Origin of the sequence: Mycolicibacterium parafortuitum, assembly GCF_002086815.1 — a bacterium.
Classification (GTDB): domain Bacteria; phylum Actinomycetota; class Actinomycetes; order Mycobacteriales; family Mycobacteriaceae; genus Mycobacterium; species Mycobacterium parafortuitum.
Map to the genome: position 1 here is coordinate 63232 of NZ_MVID01000025.1, position 17325 is coordinate 80556.

17 protein-coding genes are annotated in these 17325 nt (G+C 70.1%); 13 read left to right on the forward strand and 4 right to left on the reverse strand.

What is annotated here, in order from left to right:
* Window positions 1-25: 25 nt before the first annotated feature.
* The 7 genes from BST38_RS22500 to BST38_RS22530 all read left to right on the forward strand — a co-directional run bounded on the left by BST38_RS22500 (window position 26) and on the right by BST38_RS22530 (window position 5766).
* Window positions 26-1528, forward strand: coding sequence for an HNH endonuclease signature motif containing protein (locus BST38_RS22500; protein ID WP_083145703.1), 1503 nt, complete (start codon window positions 26-28; stop codon window positions 1526-1528).
* Window positions 1529-1632: 104 nt separating this feature from the next.
* The gene (locus BST38_RS22505; protein WP_420872533.1) at window positions 1633-1953 is read left to right on the forward strand and encodes an ArsR/SmtB family transcription factor; all 321 of its coding nucleotides are present in this window, start codon (window positions 1633-1635) and stop codon (window positions 1951-1953) included.
* Window positions 1954-2122: 169 nt separating this feature from the next.
* Window positions 2123-3088, forward strand: coding sequence for an amidohydrolase family protein (locus tag BST38_RS22510; RefSeq protein ID WP_083145705.1), 966 nt, complete (start codon window positions 2123-2125; stop codon window positions 3086-3088).
* Window positions 3089-3147: 59 nt separating this feature from the next.
* Window positions 3148-3855: an energy-coupling factor ABC transporter permease gene (locus BST38_RS22515; protein WP_083145706.1), complete on the forward strand. Its 708-nt coding sequence runs from the start codon at window positions 3148-3150 to the stop codon at window positions 3853-3855.
* Entirely contained in the window at window positions 3852-4217 is a 366-nt protein-coding gene (locus BST38_RS22520) for a PDGLE domain-containing protein (protein ID WP_083145707.1), read from the forward strand. Before BST38_RS22515 ends, BST38_RS22520 begins: the two co-directional genes overlap by 4 nt.
* 2 nt (window positions 4218-4219) lie before the next feature.
* On the forward strand, window positions 4220-4999 hold the full coding sequence (cbiQ, locus tag BST38_RS22525; RefSeq protein WP_083145708.1) for a cobalt ECF transporter T component CbiQ: 780 nt from the start codon (window positions 4220-4222) through the stop codon (window positions 4997-4999).
* Window positions 4996-5766, forward strand: coding sequence for an energy-coupling factor ABC transporter ATP-binding protein (locus tag BST38_RS22530; protein WP_181792036.1), 771 nt, complete (start codon window positions 4996-4998; stop codon window positions 5764-5766). Before cbiQ ends, BST38_RS22530 begins: the two co-directional genes overlap by 4 nt.
* Here the strand turns inward: BST38_RS22530 and BST38_RS22535 are convergent.
* The gene (locus BST38_RS22535) at window positions 5717-7222 is read right to left on the reverse strand and encodes a HAMP domain-containing sensor histidine kinase (RefSeq protein WP_083145710.1); all 1506 of its coding nucleotides are present in this window, start codon (window positions 7220-7222) and stop codon (window positions 5717-5719) included. The genes BST38_RS22530 and BST38_RS22535 overlap by 50 nt on opposite strands.
* Window positions 7219-7986 carry a response regulator transcription factor gene (locus BST38_RS22540; protein ID WP_083145711.1) on the reverse strand — a complete coding sequence of 256 codons (768 nt, stop codon included), beginning with the start codon at window positions 7984-7986 and terminating at the stop codon, window positions 7219-7221. Before BST38_RS22540 ends, BST38_RS22535 begins: the two co-directional genes overlap by 4 nt.
* A 148-nt stretch (window positions 7987-8134) precedes the next feature.
* Here BST38_RS22540 and BST38_RS22545 point away from each other — a divergent pair, with 148 nt between their 5' ends.
* The gene (locus BST38_RS22545; RefSeq protein WP_083145712.1) at window positions 8135-8719 is read left to right on the forward strand and encodes a sigma-70 family RNA polymerase sigma factor; all 585 of its coding nucleotides are present in this window, start codon (window positions 8135-8137) and stop codon (window positions 8717-8719) included.
* Window positions 8720-8743: 24 nt separating this feature from the next.
* Here BST38_RS22545 and mtr read toward each other — a convergent pair whose 3' ends face one another.
* Window positions 8744-10156: a mycothione reductase gene (gene mtr, locus BST38_RS22550; RefSeq protein ID WP_083145713.1), complete on the reverse strand. Its 1413-nt coding sequence runs from the start codon at window positions 10154-10156 to the stop codon at window positions 8744-8746.
* Window positions 10149-11204: an alpha/beta hydrolase gene (locus tag BST38_RS22555; RefSeq protein ID WP_083145714.1), complete on the reverse strand. Its 1056-nt coding sequence runs from the start codon at window positions 11202-11204 to the stop codon at window positions 10149-10151. The genes mtr and BST38_RS22555 overlap by 8 nt, the downstream gene beginning before the upstream one ends.
* A gap of 116 nt (window positions 11205-11320) precedes the next feature.
* Between BST38_RS22555 and mqo the strand changes: the two genes are divergently transcribed.
* The 5 genes from mqo to BST38_RS22580 all read left to right on the forward strand — a co-directional run bounded on the left by mqo (window position 11321) and on the right by BST38_RS22580 (window position 17321).
* Window positions 11321-12877 (forward strand): malate dehydrogenase (quinone), encoded by a 1557-nt coding sequence (mqo, locus tag BST38_RS22560; protein WP_083145715.1) that lies wholly within the window; start codon window positions 11321-11323, stop codon window positions 12875-12877.
* A 13-nt stretch (window positions 12878-12890) separates the two neighbouring features.
* Window positions 12891-13337 (forward strand): GNAT family N-acetyltransferase, encoded by a 447-nt coding sequence (locus tag BST38_RS22565; RefSeq protein ID WP_083145716.1) that lies wholly within the window; start codon window positions 12891-12893, stop codon window positions 13335-13337.
* The gene (locus BST38_RS22570) at window positions 13334-15244 is read left to right on the forward strand and encodes a magnesium chelatase subunit D family protein (protein ID WP_083145717.1); all 1911 of its coding nucleotides are present in this window, start codon (window positions 13334-13336) and stop codon (window positions 15242-15244) included. Before BST38_RS22565 ends, BST38_RS22570 begins: the two co-directional genes overlap by 4 nt.
* A 12-nt stretch (window positions 15245-15256) precedes the next feature.
* Window positions 15257-15871 (forward strand): cob(I)yrinic acid a,c-diamide adenosyltransferase, encoded by a 615-nt coding sequence (gene cobO / locus BST38_RS22575; protein WP_083145718.1) that lies wholly within the window; start codon window positions 15257-15259, stop codon window positions 15869-15871.
* A gap of 94 nt (window positions 15872-15965) precedes the next feature.
* Complete coding sequence (locus BST38_RS22580) at window positions 15966-17321, forward strand: cobyrinic acid a,c-diamide synthase CobB (protein WP_083145752.1); 1356 nt, start codon at window positions 15966-15968, stop codon at window positions 17319-17321.
* Window positions 17322-17325 lie beyond the last annotated feature (4 nt).

Consider the following 17325-nt stretch of genomic DNA (forward strand, 5'->3'; position numbering starts at 1 on the left):
CGGTGGTCGCACGTATGTTCGAAGTATGTCGAGGGCGGAGTTGCAGGACGCGGTCAGCGCGCTGCGCGCCGCCTTCGACACCGTGGCGGCGTGCGATCTGGACCTGCTGACTCGCGATGAACTCGTCGAGGTGATGGACGAGTTGGAGAGTTTGGGGTGTCAGCTGCCCGGGCTGGGTCATCGGTTGTTGGCGCGGTTGCAGACCGAAACCACCGCCCGGGAGATGGGCGCGAAATCGTGGAAAGACGTGCTGCGGATCCGGTGGCGCATCTCCGCGAGTGAAGCCAACCGGCGCCTGACCGAGGCTGCGGTGTTGGCGCCGCGGCCCTCGGTCACCGGGCCGACCCTGCCGCCGCTGCTACCCGCGACCGCGGTCGCCCAGTCGCGGGGATTGATCAACCCCGAGCATGTCGAGGTGATCCGCAAAGCGGTCGACAAGCTGCCGGCCTGGGTGGATGCCGTGACTCGTGAGCAGTTCGAGGTCGATCTGGTGCGTACCGCGGTCGGGGTGGGGCCGAAGGAGGTGAAGGACGCCGCGGAGCTGACCTTGTTTCTGTTGGATCAGGACGGCCCCGAACCCGATGACACCGAACGTGCCCGCAAGCGTGGGGTGACCAAACACAAGCAGCGTGCTGACGGGATGATCGACCTGACCGCCACCTTGACCCCCGAAGCCTGGGCGGTGCTGGAGGTGCTGTTCGCCAAATACGCCGCCCCAGGTATGTGCAACCCCGCCGACCCGCAACCCTGCACCAGCGGCACGCCGTCGCAGGCGCAGATCGACGGCGACGACCGCAGCCTGGCGCAGCGCCAACATGATGCGCTGATCGCCGTCGGGCGTATCGCGTTGATGAGCGGGGAACTCGGCAAGCTGAACGGGCTGCCGGTGTCGATCATCATCCGCACGACACTGCAAGACTTGGAATCGCGTGCCGGGGTCGGCACCACCGGTGGTGGCACCAGGATGCCCATCAAGGACGTGATCCGGATGGGCGGGCACGCCAACCACTACCTGGCGGTGTTCGACAAGGCCACCGGGTCGGCGTTGGATCTGTTCCGCACCAAACGCATCGCCACCCCAGAGCAGCGGATTATGTTGATCGCCCGCGACGGCGGCTGTACCAAGCCGTGTTGCCCCGTCGGCGCCTACGGCACCCAGGTCCATCACGTGGTCAGCGATTGGGCCCGCGGCGGTCTCACCAACATCAACGACCTCGGCCTGGCCTGCCCGCCGGATAACCGCAGCGTCAACAACAACGACCCCACCGCCTGGACCACCCGCATCAACGACCGCGGCGAGGTCGAATGGATCCCACCCGAGCACCTCGACACCGGACAAACCCGAATCAACACCTACCACCGCCCCGAACGGCTACTGCGCCCGCCCGAGGAGCCCGAAAATGGCAGTCCGGCAGCCGAACCCGACGACGGCGAGCCAATCCGTGACACCGAGGCCGACACCGTGCAACCGTCCGACACCCCCGGCGAACCCGGCGGCCCCGCACCACCCGAAGGCCACGCGGCCTGACGTCCACCGACGCGGGTCCGGGATCGACGGCATGGAGCGCTGCGGGTGATCGCCACGCAGCACATGTCGGCCGCCGCGCGGCCGGTGGGGACTACATTTGCCGTGTGGAGGATCAGCAGCTCGTAGATCGGGCCTCGTCGGCGCTGGCGGAAGTCGATACCTCGGGCTGGGCGCAGCGGTTCGACCTGGTGTCCGATCCGCACCGCCTGGAGATCCTGCTGTGCCTGCACCGCGCCCCCGGCATCTGCGTCAGCGACCTGGCCGCGGCGCTGGGCCGCTCGGAGAACGCCGTCTCGCAGGCGCTTCGAGTCCTGCGCCAGCAAGGCTGGGTCAACAGCACCCGCGCCGGCCGGTCGGTCACCTACCGACTGGAGGATGAGGTCGTCCACGACCTGCTGCACTGGATCGGCGCCCGGCACGGCTGATTCGTCACTGACCGCCGAAAGTGTCTTGAGCGCAACCATTTTCCCTCTCAACGGGCGCTCGCCTGCCCGCCGGATGTGGATGTGACGGCTGTGCGGAAACCTGCGGGCCGGGGCGTCGCTGCGCGTAGTGTCGAGTCCACGGGCTGGAGTCGGCGAGAGCGGGACGAACATGCGCACCATCGCACTGGAAGAGCACTTCCTCACCGCCGACCTGGCGCACTACAGCGACCCGACCCGGTCGCTGGCCCAGCCCCAGATCTGGAAGGAAGCGGAGCGCAGGCTGGCCGACCTCGCCGAGCTGCGGCTGGCCGACATGGACGCCGCAGGGGTGGACGTGGCCGTGCTGTCGCTGACCGCCCCGGGCATCCAGGCTGAACCCGATCCGCAGCTGGCGGTGGAGCGGGCCCGCGAGGTCAACGATTTCGTCGCAGGCGTCGTCGCGGCCAACCCGTCCAGGTTCCGAGGGTTCGCCGCGTTGCCCCTGCAGAACCCGGACGCCGCGGCGAAGGAACTGGAGCGTGCGGTCGAGCAACTCGGGTTGTGCGGCGCACTGGTCAATGCGCACACTCTGGGCGTCTACCTCGATGCGCCGCCGCTGCGGGTGGTGTGGGAGGCCGCCGAGCGACTGGACGTCCCGCTGTACCTGCATCCGGCGAACGGGTTCGACACTCCGCACGTCATCGCCGGTCATCCCGAGCTGATCGGCCCGATGTGGAGTTGGGGAACCGACACCGCCACCCACGCCCTGCGCATGGTGTTCGGCGGGGTCTTCGACGACTTTCCCGGTGCGAAGCTGCTGCTGGGGCATATGGGCGAAAGCCTGCCCTACTCGCTGTGGCGGCTGGACTCGCGCTGGGACTGGCATCGCCACCACGGCGTCGAGCTCGAACTGGGGCATCCATCGGAGTACCTGCGGCGCAACCTCTACGTCACCACCAGCGGCGTCTGCGACGCCGCGCCCCTGGTGTGCGCGCTGTCGGCGCTCGGGTCCGACCATGTCCTGTTCGCGACCGACTATCCCTATGAGGACATCAACACGGCGACCGCGTTCCTGGCCGGCGCCCCGATCTCCGAGGACGACCGCGCCAAGCTGAGCCACCTCAACGCTGAGCGCCTGCTGCACATCGACCAGTGAGAGCGCCCCTTCATCTGTTCAGCTAGACAGGTGTTCACATGGAGGAATAGGCTCCCGGGATGACCGTCGACTACGTCGCGATGCACATGAGCGACGGCATCATCAACGCGCCGATCTCGCTGCTGTTCGTCGCCGTCGCCGTCGTCGCGGTGGGCCTGTGCGCGTGGCGGGCCCGGGCGGAACTCGACGAGCGCACCGTGCCGCTGGCCGGCCTGGTCGCGGCGTTCATCTTCGCCGTGCAGATGGTGAACTTCCCGATCCTGCCCGGCGTCAGCGGGCACCTGCTCGGAGGTGCGCTCGCCGCGATCCTGGTAGGCCCGTACACCGGCGCGCTGTGCATCTCGATCGTGCTGATCGTGCAGGCGCTGCTGTTCGCCGACGGCGGCGTCACCGCGCTGGGCACCAACATCACCAACATGGCCGTGATCGGGGTCGCGGCGGGTTACGGCACCGCGGTCCTGCTCTACCGGTTGCTGCGGCGCGGTCGTCCCGCGGTGCCCGTCCCCGTGGTCGGTGGCATCGCGTTCGTGTCCGCTCTGATCGGAACGGTGTGCGCGGCCATGGGTTTCGTGCTGCAGTACGCCCTCGGCGGGGCGGCGACGACCTCGCTGGGCACCGTCGCGGCCTACATGTTCGGCACCCACCTGCTGATCGGCGTCGGTGAGGGTGTCATCACCGCGCTGACCGTGGTCGCGGTCGTGCGGGCCCGGCCCGACCTGGTCTACCTGTTGCGAACCCAGCGCGCCCGAGAGGTGGTCCCGGCATGACCCGGCGCTGGTGGTTCTGGGCCGCGTTCGCCGCGGCCACCCTGCTGATCGCGGGCGTGGTGTCCTCGTTCGCGAGCTCGAGCCCCGACGGGCTGGATTCGGCGACGCTGCGCGGTTGCGAGGTCGTCGAGACATCCGACGGTGAACTGCTCGACGGCGACTGCATCGCCCAGCACGCCCAGGAGCATCCGCTGGCCGAATCGCCGCTCGCCGACTACGCGGTCGACGGCCGCGACGGCACCGGAGGATGGGCGGGCATCGTCGGTGTGCTCGTCACCGTCGCCGTCGCGGGCGGCGCATTCTGGCTCATCGCCCGTGCGAAACCGAACGCTGCGAAACCGAAGTCCGCAGTGGGGGATTGACGGTGGGTGGCGGACATTCGCATCCGCTCTACCGCGACGGCGACTCCCGGGTGCACCGGCTGCCCGCCGAGGTCAAGATCGTCTGTCTGGCGGCGTTCGTGCTCGCCGTCGTGGCCACTCCGCGAGAGCTGTTCTGGCCCTTCGCGGTCTACGCGCTGATCATCCTCGCCGTCTGGCGCGCGGCGCGGATCCCGCTGCGCTGGATGCTGCCACGCATGCTGATCGAGGCGCCGTTCGTGGTGCTGGCGCTGCTGTTGCCGTTCTCCGAGGGGGGCGAGCGCGTCACGGTGGCCGGGATGCAGCTGTCCGTCGCCGGCCTGTACGCGGCGTGGGGCATCGTGGTCAAGGGCACACTCGGTGTCGCGGCATCGCTGACGGTCGCCGCGACGACCACGGCCCGTGAGCTGCCGGTCGCGCTGAGCCGGCTGCGCGTACCGGCACTGGTCGTCAGCGTGCTGACCCTGATGATCCGCTACATCGACGTGCTCACCGCCGAGGCCCGGCGCATGCGGATGGCCCGGATCTCGCGTGGCGACTCGCCGACCATGCTGCACCAGGTGGGGGCGACCGCCCGCAGCGTCGGATCGCTGTTCCTGCGGTCCTACGAACGCGGCGAACGTGTCTACCTGGCGATGCTGTCCCGCGGATTCGACGGCCACGTCCCGAATCTGGCGGTCGGCGCCGGTGGTGTCGCGACCGCGACTCCGAGACAATGGGCCGTGGCTCTGCTGCCCGCGGCGGCCGCGGTCACCGTGGCGGCGAGCGCGTGGGCGACGCTGTGAGCGTCCCCGCCATCCGCATCCGTGGGCTGCGGTACAGCTACCCGGGTGGGCACGAGGCGCTGGCCGGCATCGACCTCGACATCGACGAGGGGGAGCGCGTCGCGCTGCTCGGCCCCAACGGCGCGGGCAAGACCACACTGATGCTGCACCTCAACGGAGTGCTCACCGCGACGGCCGGCACCGTCGAGATCAGCGGGCACACCCTGTCGCGCAACACGATCCGCGACATCCGGCGCCGGGTCGGGCTGGTGTTCCAGGATCCCGACGACCAGCTGTTCATGCCGACACTGGCGCAGGATGTCGCGTTCGGCCCGGCCAACTTCGGTGTGCGCGGTGCGGAGCTGGACGCCCGGGTGGCGCACGCCCTCGCCGTCGTGTCGATGACCGAGCTCGCCGACCGCAACCCGGCACACATGTCCGGCGGCCAGCGGCGCAGAGCCGCGCTGGCCACCGTGCTGGCCTGCGAACCCGAGGTGCTGGTGCTCGACGAACCGTCGGCCAACCTGGACCCGGTCGCGCGGCGGGAGCTGGCCGAGACGCTGGCGGGTCTGGACGCGACGATGCTGATCGTCACCCATGATCTGCCCTACGCCGCGCAGCTGTGCGACCGCGCGATCGTGATGGACGGCGGCGTCATCGTCGCCGACGGGCCGGTGGGCGAGGTGCTGTCGGACGCCGACCTGCTCTCCGCGCACCGGCTCGAACTGCCGTGGGGTTTCAGCGTCGTGCCGGCACCGGCGCGGCGACCGTCGGCAGGCGGATGCTGAACGCGGTGGTGCCCGAAGCCGATCGCGCGGTGATCGTGCCGCCGTGGGATTCGACGATCGACGCCACGATGGACAGGCCGAGCCCGAAGCTGCCCGTGCGGCTCGAGCGGGACTTGTCGGCGCGGACGAACCGCTCGAACAGATGCGGCAGCAGGTCGGCCTCGATGCCCGGCCCGTCGTCGGCGACGGTGACCTCGACGTAGCCGATGCCGTCATCGCCCCTGCCGGTGCGCACCGACGTCGTCACCGTCGTGCCCTCCGGCGTGTGCACCCGGGCGTTGGACAGCAGGTTTGCCAGCGTCTGGTGCAGCCGGGCGCGGTCGCCGCGCACCCAGACGGGCTGCCCGGGAACCTGCGCCGACCACCGGTGGGTCGGTGCGGACACCGCCGCGTCGTTGACCGCGTCGGCCACCAGCTCGGCCAGGTCCACTTCGCAGCTCTGCAGATCCTGCCCCTCGTCCAGGCGGGCCAGCAGCAGCAGGTCGGCGACCAGGGCGTTCATACGTCGCGCCTCGGCCTCGATGCGCGCCAGCGAATACTCGGTCGTCTCGGGCAGCACCGCGCTGTCCTGGCGGGTCAGTTCGGCGTAGCCGTGGATCGCGGCCAGCGGCGTGCGCAGTTCGTGGCTCGCGTCGGTGATGAACTGGCGCATCCGCCGGTCGGACGCGGCGACGTCCGACAACGCCTGCTCGACATGGTCGAGGAGGCGGTTCAGAGTGTCGCCGACCAGGCCGACCTCGGTGTGCGGGTCGGTGTCGCCGGTCGGCACGCGCGGGGTGATCGAATGGTTGTCACGGTCGAGCGGCAGCGCGGCCACCTCCGCGGCCGTCGACGCCACCCGCCGCAGCGGCCGAAGCGCGAACCGGACGATCGCGACGGTGCCCAGCGCCGTCATCACCAGCGCCAACACCGTCATGCCGGACACCACGACCGTCTCGCGCACCATCGCTTCCCACGCGGGCGCCCGGGACACCCCGGTAACCAGGAACTCGTCGCCGTCACCGGGACGGCTCACCATCCGGTACCAGCCCAGCCCGGGGACCTTGACGGTGCGCACCGTCGGATCGGTCCAGTCCAGGCCGGCGATCGCGGCGACCGCATCCGGCGCCGCCTGCTGGGCGTCACCGTCGCCGAACACCGCGGAATCCACCGCCTCGCCGTTGCGGATCAGCACCACGACGTTGTCGGGTGCCTGCCCGATCAGATGGGTCAGCGGTTTCATCGTGCCCGGTGGGGGCAGCGCGCCGCCGGGACCCGGGGTGCCGCGGTACTTCGCCACCGAGGTGATCCCGCCGTCGGCCGCGGCCGCGAGCTGGGCGTCGATCATGCCCAGCACGGAGGCGCGCAGGCTCACCACCGACAGGGTGCCGACGGTGATCAGGGCGATGCCCACCACGGCCGAGACGCCGACGACCAGTTGCCGCCGCAACGTCCAGCTCTGCCAGATGCGTCTCATGGTGCGGGCCGCAACATGTACCCGACCCCGCGCACGGTGTGGATCATCGGCGCGCGGCCCGCGTCGACCTTCTTCCGCAGATACGACACGTACAGGTCGACGATGCTCGAGCGCCCGCCGAAGTCGTAGTTCCACACCTGGCGGAGAATCTCGTTGCGGTCCAGAGCCTTTCGCTGATTGCGCATCAGCAGGCGCAGCAGTTCGAATTCGGTGGAGGTCAGCGCCACCGGCGCACCGGCGCGCGTCACCTCCCGGCTGGCCGCATCCAGGACGAGGTCCCCGACCGTCAGGGCCTCGTCGTCGGCCGGGGTCAGGTAGGCCGACCGGCGCAGCAGCCCCCGCAGCCGCGCCACGAGTTCCTCCAGCGAGAACGGCTTGGTCATGTAGTCGTCGCCGCCCGCGGTCAGCCCGGTCACGCGGTCGGCGACCGAATCACGCGCGGTCAGGAACAGCGTCGGGGTGTACGTCCCGGACGCGCGCAGCTGTTCCAGCACGCCCAGGCCGTCCATGTCGGGCAGCATGATGTCCAGGACCAGCAGGTCAGGGGTGTTCTCGCGGTACTTCGCGACGGCTTCGGCGGCGTCGTGGGCGACATCGATCTCCCACCCCTCGTACGTCAGCGCCATCTTGACGAGGTTGGTCAGCGCGCGCTCGTCGTCGACGAGCAGCACACGGATGGCGGACCCGTCGGCGCGGTACATCCGGGGCAACTTGCCCAGGATCGCGCGGCGGGGTCCCTGGTCCTCGACCGGCGCGGACGTCATCAGCCCATTGTCGCCTCTTCCGGCGGGCCGCGTCAGCACCTCATAGAGATTTCATATGTGTTTGAGTTTCCTATGCACATCTGGCGTCGCGCGGTGACGTCCATACAGTTGGAACCAACGGCCAGACAGCGGCTTTGGAGGTTCCGATATGACCGAGACAGTGAAAGACCCGGTACTGCAACGCTTCGAGCGTGACGTGCTGGCATTGACCGATCAGCTCTACCGGGCGGCCCGGCGCTACACCGGTAACGCCATCGACGCCGAGGATCTGGTGCAGGAGACGATGATGAAGTCCTACAAGGCATTTCATCAGTTCGAGGACGGCACCAACGTTCGGGCGTGGCTCTTCCGGATCATGACGAACACCTGGATCAAGGCGCATCGGCGCGCCCAGTGCCGGCCCGCGGAGGTGCTCTCGGACGAGCTGACCGACGCGCAGCTGCATGCGCAGCTGAACCACACGTCGACAGGGCCGGCGTCAGCGGAGCTCACCGCGCTCGAAGCGCTCGGCGACGACGAGGTCAGGGATGCGCTCGGTGCGCTCCGCGTCGAGCAGCGCCTGGTCGTGTACTACGCCGACGTCGAGGGACTGAGCTATCAGGAGATCGCCGACGTCCTCGACATCCCGAAGGGCACGGTGATGTCGCGACTGCACCGCGGCAGGCGCGCGCTGCGCGGCCTGCTCGCCGACGTCGCGGCCGACCGAGGCTACCTGCGCCAACCGGCGGCCTGATGCCGCCGGGACGGCGGCTCCTGCCTAATGCCGCCGGGACGGCGGCCAGGGCGGCTCCCCGCACAGCGCCAGCAGCGCGTTTTCGACGACCTCGGGCAGCGCCGGATGAATCCAGTACTGCCCGCGCGCCATGTCCTGGGCGGGCAGGTCGAACGCCATCGCCTGGATCAGCGGCTGGATGATCGACGACGCCTGATGACCCATGATGTGCGCACCGAGCAGCAATCCGCTGTCGTCGTCGACGATCAGTTTCGCGAAACCGGTGGAGTCCTCCATCGCCCACCCGTAGGCGACGTCGGCGTAGTCCTGCACCTTGGACCGGATGCGGTAGCCCGCCGCGCGCGCCTCGTTCTCGGTCAGTCCGACCGATGCGATCTGGGGTTCGGTGAACACCGCCGACGGCACGAAGCGGTGATTGGCCGGCATCAGGTTCTCGGTGTCGTCCCAGTCCTGCAGCAGGTTGTGCTTGACCACCCGGGCTTCGTGGTTGGCGACGTGCTTGAGCTGGTACGGGGAGCTGACGTCGCCGAGCGCGAACACGTTGCGGGCGGTGGTGCGCTGGTACTCGTCGACGGTGACCCGGCCGTCGGTGACCTCGACCCCGCCCAGGTGCGCGTCGAGCAGGTCGCCGTTGGGCACCCGGCCGGTCGCCACCAGCAGCGCGTCGGCACGCAGCGTGGCGCCGTCGTCGAGGCGCAGCGTGACCCCGCTGCTGTCGGAACTACCCCCGACGATGTTGCGGCGGCTGCGGATCTCCCACTTCTTGCCCGCGATGTCGGTGAAGCGCTCGCAGATCGTGTCGTCACAGTGGGTGAGCATCGTCGTGCCGCGCAGCACGATCGTCACGCGGGATCCCAACGCGGAGAACACGTGCGCGAACTCCGCGGCGACGAAACCGCCGCCGACGATCACCAGATGCTCGGGCAGTTCCGAGATCCGCATGATGGTGTCGCTGGTGTGATGGGCGACGCCGCAGTCGAGGATCGCCGGCGGCACGGTCGCGCGGGCCCCGGCGGCCAGTACCACCTGCGTCGCGGTGAACTCGTCGGCGTCGTCGGTGCGCAGCCGGTAGCCGGCACCGGTGTCGGGCCCGGCGAAGCGGGTGTGGCTGTCGAACACCTCGACGTTCGGCGACGAGCGCCGGTACTGTTCGCCGCCGGCGGCCAGCGGGTCGATCCGGCCGAACACCCGGGACACGATGTCGGTCCAACGCACCCCGTCGATGCGTCCGTCGACGCCGAATCTGCTTGACTCCCTGATCTGTTCGGCCACCCCGGCCGAGTAGACGAACATCTTCGTCGGGATGCAGCCGACGTTGAGGCAGGTGCCGCCGAAGACGCCCTTCTCGCAGATCGCCACCCGCTTGTCCACATAGCGTTCGTCGAGGATCGAGTTGCCCGACCCCGTGCCGATGATGGCGATATCGAAGTCAGCCATGGTCTGTGCTCCCGTCGGATGATGTCGCGGTGGTCGGCCGGTCGGCCAGGTACCAGTCCAGCCAGGCGTCCAGCTCGGCGTAGGCGACGCGGCGCGGACCGGGCAGGGACAGGAAAACATCGTGTTTGGCGTCGACGATCGGCACCACCGTCGACCGGTTCCCGATACACCCCGCCCAGCGCGCGATCTGGGCCACGTCCAGCACCGCGTCACCGCGCTGAATCGCTTCCGGGTCGACGGCCTCGCGCACACTGTGGTCCGAACGCAGGATCAGGTTCGGCACACCGACGTCCAGTCCCCGGTGCAGCCGGGCCTGCCCGCGCCGGATCGCATGCAGCCAACCGGACGTGACCGGGAACCCGCCGACCGGCTTCCAGCGCAGGTCGTAGTCGAACTCCCCGAAGAAGTCGCGGTGCAGCGTCGCGCCGTAACCACCGCCGGGATTGGGACGCCGGATCACCGCGTTCTTGCGGAGCCTCCGGATCGCCATGATCGCCGCCGACGCCGCCGGTGTGCGCAAGATCGCATGCCCCTGCAGATCCAGCCACGGCGCGTTCAGGACCAGGCCTCCGACCCGGTCGGCGCCTGCGCCTCCGTCGACCCGGTCGGCGCCTGCGCCCGCGCGGGCGCGCAACCGGTCCAGCCACAGCGACACCACCAGCCCGCCTGCCGAATGTCCGTAGACCATCACCCGTGTGTGCGGGGACTCCGCGGCGATCTCGTCGAGGGCCAACTCGAGCTCGACGTCGTAGCGGGACAGGTCGGTGGTGAAGTGCGGGGTCTGCCCGTCCCGGTGGGATCGGCCGCATTTGTGCAGGTCGAGGGCGTAGACGGTGAAGCCGCGGGCCGCCAGGTGGTCACCGAGTTCGGTGTGGAAGAAGTAGTCGGTGTAGCCGTGCACCAGCAGCACCGCGTGCCGCGCGGCGGGGTCCGGTTCCCCTCGCCGCACCAGCGTCGCCACCAGATCGCCTTCGCCGTCCGGGTCGGGCCCGAGGGCGTAGGTGCGTTGCCGGTATCCGGGCAGCACGTCGGGCTCCCATCCAGACACGCCTGCCACCCTAATCGTGTGACCCGGTCGGCGGGTTGACCCCGACCGTGGCGGGATAACCTGAACACCGGTAAGCCGTGAGAAACGGGCAGCGACCACGAAGGACCCACGAAAAGGTGTCAGAAGCAGAGAAGACCGACGTCCTGCTCGTCGGCGCCGGCATCATGAGCGCAACCCTCAGCGCACTGTTGCGGTTGGTCGAGCCGAACTGGTCGATGACGCTGGTCGAGCGCCTCGACGGGGTCGCGGCCGAAAGCAGCGACGCGTGGAACAACGCGGGCACGGGCCACTCCGCCCTCTGCGAGCTGAACTACACGCCCGCCAAGCCCGACGGCTCGATCGACATCAGCAAGGCCATCAACGTCAACGAGCAGTTCCAGGTGTCGCGCCAGTTCTGGGCCTACGCGGTGGAGAACGGCGTGCTGCCCGAGGTGCGCAGCTTCCTGAACCCGATCCCGCACGTCAGCTTCGTCACCGGCGCCGACAACGTGCAGTACCTGCGCAAGCGCTACAACGCGCTGGTCACCAACCCGTTGTTCGCGACGATGGAGTTCATCGACGACACCGACGAGTTCGCCCGCCGGCTGCCGCTGATGGCCGAGGGCCGCGACCTGCGCGAGCCCGTCGGGCTGAACTGGACCCAGGACGGCACCGACGTCGACTTCGGGTCGCTGTCGCGTCAGCTGCTCGGATTCGGTGCCAAACAAGGACTGTCCACGCTGTTCGGTCATTCGGTGACCGACCTCGACAAGAAGTCGGACGGCACCTGGAACGTCAAGGTCGTCAACGGCCGCACCGGCCACAAGCGGGTGTTCAACGCCAAGTTCGTGTTCGTCGGCGCCGGCGGCGGAGCGCTGCCGCTGCTGCAGAAGGCGGGCATCAAGGAGGCCAAGGGATTCGGCGGGTTCCCGGTCGGCGGCCAGTGGCTGCGCACCGGCAACCCGGACCTCACCGCCCGGCACCAGGCCAAGGTCTACGGTCTGCCGCCGCTGGGTGCGCCCCCGATGTCGGTGCCGCACCTCGACACCCGCGTCATCAACGACAAATCCTGGCTGCTGTTCGGGCCGTTCGCCGGCTGGTCGCCGAAGTTCCTCAAGCAGGGCAAGATCACCGATCTGCCGTTCTCGGTACGCCCCGACAACCTGGTCTCGATGCTCGGGGTCGGCCTGACCGAGATGGGTCTGTTGAAGTACCTGATCGGCCAGCTGCTGCTCAGCGAAGCCGCGCGGGTGGAGAACCTTCGTGAATTCGCGCCGACCGCAAAGAATTCCGACTGGGAGCTGGACATCGCCGGCCAGCGCGTGCAGGTGATCCGCAAGGCCAAGGGCAAGGGCGGCGTGCTCGAGTTCGGCACCACGGTGCTCTCGGCCGCCGACGGCAGCATCGCCGGACTCCTCGGCGCGTCGCCGGGTGCGTCGACCGCGGTGCCCGCGATGTTCGACGTGATGCAGCGGTGTTTCGCCGACCGCTACCCGTCCTGGGAGCCCAAGCTCAAGGAGATGGTGCCGTCACTGGGCACCAAGCTGTCCGAGAACCCGAAGCTCTTCGACGAGGTGTGGGCACACGGCACCAAGGTGCTCAAGCTCGACAATCCCGCCTCTTCGCTGCCCGCCACGGCAGACGGCGAATCGACCGCGGGCACCGAGCACACCCCGACCGCGGCGACCGTTTGATCCGGCCGCTCATATGACAGTGCCGCTGCGCCGTAGCTGGGCCAAGGACCTCGACGCCGCGACGCTCTACGGGCTGCTCAAACTTCGGGTCGAGGTTTTCGTCGTCGAGCAGGCGACACCGTACCCGGAACTCGACGGCCGCGACCTGCTCGCAGAGACCCGCCACTTCTGGCTGGAAAACGCTGAAGGAGAAGTCATTTCGACGCTGCGCTTGATGGAGGAGCACCCCGCCGGGCAGAAGGCGTTCCGGATCGGCCGGGTCTGTACCCGGCGTAGCGACCGCGGGAAGGGCCACACCACCCGGCTGCTGCAGGCCGCGCTGGCAGAGGTCGGCGACTATCCGTGCCACATCAACGCCCAGACCTACCTCGCGGAGATGTACGGCAGGCACGGGTTCGTGCGTGACGGCGAGGAGTTCCTCGACGACGGCATCCCGCACGTGGCGATGGTCAAGCCGTGACGGCGCTTTCCGGGGCGTCGCCGGCGGTGCCGATCTACCCGTTCAGCGCGGTGATCGGGCACGATCAACTGCGGCTGGCGCTCGTGCTGTGCGCCGTGCGCCCCGACATCGGGGGCGTGCTGATCCGCGGCGAGAAGGGCACCGCGAAGTCGACGGCGGTGCGAGGTCTGGCACAGGTGCTCTCGGCGGCGTACGCGGCCGCGGGCGACGGCGGCGGCCAGTTGGTCGAGCTGCCGATCGGGGCCACCGAGGACCGCGTCGTCGGGTCACTGGACCTGCAGAAGGTGCTGCGCGACGGCGAGCACGCGTTCTCACCCGGACTGCTCGCGAAGGCGCACCGCGGCGTGCTCTACGTCGACGAGGTCAACCTGCTGCACGACCACCTCGTCGACGTGCTCCTCGACGCCGCGGCGATGGGACGCGTGCACATCGAACGCGACGGCGTCTCGCACAGCCACGACGCCCGGTTCGTGTTGATCGGGACGATGAATCCCGAAGAGGGCGAACTGCGCCCGCAGTTGCTCGACAGGTTCGGGCTCACCGTCGACGTGGCGGCCTCCCGCGATGTCGACGTGCGCGCCGAGGTGATCCGCGCCCGGCTCGCCTATGAGGCCGACCCGGCCGCGTTCGCGCAGCGCTACGCCGACGCGGATGCCGAGCTTTCCGCGCGCATCGCCGAGGCCAGGGCGCTGGTGTCGCAGGTGGTGTTGCCCGACAACGAGTTACGCCGGATCGCCGCGCTGTGTGCGGCGTTCGACGTCGACGGTATGCGCGCCGACCTGGTGGTGGCGCGCACCGCGGTGGCGCATGCCGCCTGGCGTGGCGAAACCACCGTGGACGAGGGCGATATCCGGGTGGCCGCCGAACTCGCGCTGCCGCACCGCCGGCGTCGCGACCCGTTCGACGACCCGGGTCTGGACCCCGGACAACTCGACGACGCGATGCAGCAGGCCGGTGAATCCGCCGACCGGGAGCCCGAGCCCGAGCCCGACCCCGATCCGCCCGGCGGCGGGGGTGAGCCGCAGGACCCCGCGAACGGTGATGCACCGCAACAGAATTCATCGCAGCAAGATGCGCCGCAGCGCGGCGCCGCGCCGCGCGGCGGGCACAGCGCGGCCCCGTCGCCGACGTTCAAGACCAGGACACTCGTCGTGCCCGGCGTGGGGGAGGGGGCGCCGGGGCGGCGGTCCCGGGCCCGCAACCGCACCGGTTCGGTGATCGCCGCGACCGCCGAGCCCGACTCCGGGCACGGCATGCACGTGTTCGCGACGCTGCTCGCCGCGGCGGGCCGGCAGGCCGGGCCCGGCGCGCTGCGTCCCGTTCCCGACGACGTGCACCGCGCGGTGCGCGAGGGCCGCGAGGGCAACCTGGTGATCTTCGTGGTCGATGCGTCGGGCTCGATGGCCGCCCGCGACCGGATGTCGGCGGTCAGCGGAGCGACGCTGTCGCTGCTGCGCGACGCGTACCAGCGCCGCGACAAGGTCGCGGTGATCACGTTCCGCGGCCAGGACGCCCAGGTCCTGTTGCCTCCGACCACTTCGGTGCACATCGCCAGCCGGCGGCTGAGCCGATTCGCCACCGGCGGGAAAACCCCGCTGGCGCAAGGGCTTCTGGCCGCCCGCGACATGGTGGTGCGGGAACGGGCGCGCGACCGTGCCCGCCGCAGCCTGGTGGTGGTGCTGACCGACGGACGCGCCACCGGCGGACCCGACCCACTGGGCCGGGCCAGGGCGGCCGCGGCCCGGCTGGTGGCCGAAGGCGCGGCGGGCGTCGTCGTCGACTGTGAAACCTCCTATATCCGACTCGATCTCGCGCAGGAGCTGGCCCACCGGCTCGGCGCCCCCGCCGTACGTCTGGACGAACTGCGGGCCGAGAATCTGACCGCGCTGGTGAAAGGCGCCGCGTAGAAGGGTGATGCCATGCCTCAGGGACAACCGCTGACGGTTCCCGACGATGGCCTGACGACACGAGCCCGGCGCAACGCCCCGCTGCTGGCGGTGCACACCGGACCGGGCAAGGGTAAGTCGACGGCCGCGTTCGGGATGGCGCTGCGCGCCTGGAACCAGGGTTTCGACATCGCGGTGTTCCAGTTCGTCAAGAGCGCGAAATGGAAGGTCGGCGAGGAGACCGCGCTTGTCGAACTCGGTCGCGCGCACACCGAACGCGGTGTCGGTGGACCCGTCGAATGGCACAAGATGGGCGCGGGCTGGTCGTGGACCCGCAAGCCCGGCACCGAGACCGACCACGCCGTCGCCGCCGCCGACGGGTGGGCCGAGATCTCGCGCAGGCTCGCCGAGCAGCGCCACGACTTCTACGTGCTCGACGAGTTCACCTATCCGCTGAAGTGGGGCTGGGTGGACGTCGAGGAAGTGGTCGAGACGCTGGCGAACCGCCCGGGCACCCAGCATGTGGTGATCACCGGCCGGGACGCCCCGCAGGCGCTGCTCGACGCCGCCGATCTGGTCACCGAGATGACCAAGATCAAGCACCCGATGGACGCCGGACGCAAGGGCCAGAAGGGCATCGAGTGGTGAGCGTGCGCCGCGGTCGGTGCGAGCGTGCGCAAAGTTCGGTATGTGGGCGGCGTGTCGCCCGCAGACACGCACGCTCGCGGGCTTGGGGGAAGGTGTGAGCACTGCGGCGGTGGTGATCGCCGCGCCGGCGTCGGGCAGCGGCAAGACCACCGTGGCCACCGGGCTGATGGGCGCGCTGCGCCAGGCCGGGCGCCGGGTCGCACCGTTCAAGGTCGGCCCCGACTTCATCGACCCCGGCTATCACGCGCTGGCCACCGGCAGGCCGGGCCGCAACCTGGACCCGGTGCTGGTCGGTGAGCCGCTGATCGGCCCCCTGTTCCGGCACGGCAGCGACGACGCCGACATCGCGGTCGTCGAGGGCGTGATGGGCCTGTTCGACGGCCGCATCAGCGACGCGACGACCGGGCCGGCACGCGGTTCCACCGCCCACGTCGCCGCGATGCTGGGCGCCCCGGTCGTGCTCGTCGTCGACGCCCGCGGCCAGAGCCACAGCGTCGCGGCGCTACTGCACGGGTTCGCGACCTTCGACCGCGGCGTGCGACTGGCCGGGGTGATCCTCAACCGCGTCGGATCCGCGCGCCACGACGAGGTGTTACGTCAGGCCTGCGATCACGCCGGGCTGGCGGTTCTCGGTTCGATTCCGCGCGCCGACGAACTGGCCGTGCCGTCGCGGCATCTCGGGCTGGTGACCGCGACCGAACACGGCCGGCGCGCCACCGAGGCCGTCGCCGCGATGACCGAGCTGGTCGCCCGCCACGTCGACCTGGCCGCGGTGGCCGCGGTCGCCGCGAGCCGGGTGCCCGGCGAACCGTGGACGCCGGCGCAGGTCGCCGCCACCGCCGAACCCGTCACCGTCGCGCTGGCCGCGGGCAAGGCGTTCACGTTCGGCTACGCCGAGCATCGCGAGATCCTGTGCGCGGCCGGCGCGGACGTCGTCGAGTTCGACCCACTGTGCGACCCGCTGCCCGCCGGTGCCGCCGCGCTGGTGCTGCCGGGCGGCTTCCCCGAGGAGTTCGGCACCGAACTGTCGGCCAACGACACGGTGCGCGGCCAGATCAAGGCGCTCGCCGCCGGCGGTGCGCCGGTGCACGCCGAATGCGCGGGGCTGACCTATCTGGTCGACGACCTCGACGGTCACCCGATGTGCGGTGTGCTGGCCGGGTCGGCGTCGTTCACCGACTCGCTGACGCTGGGCTACCGCGACGCCGTCGCGGTCGCCGAGTCGCCGCTGCACACCGTCGGCGAACGCGTCACCGGCCATGAATTCCACCGCACCACAGTGCGATTCGCACCCGACCGGAATCCGGCATGGCGCTACGGCGGCCGTGGCGGGCGCATCGTGGAGGACGGGGCGGTGCAGCGCGGCGTGCACGCCGGCTACCTGCACACCCACGCCGCCGCGCATCCGGGGGCCGTCGCCCGCTTCGTCGCGGCGGCGGCAAACCACTAGGCTC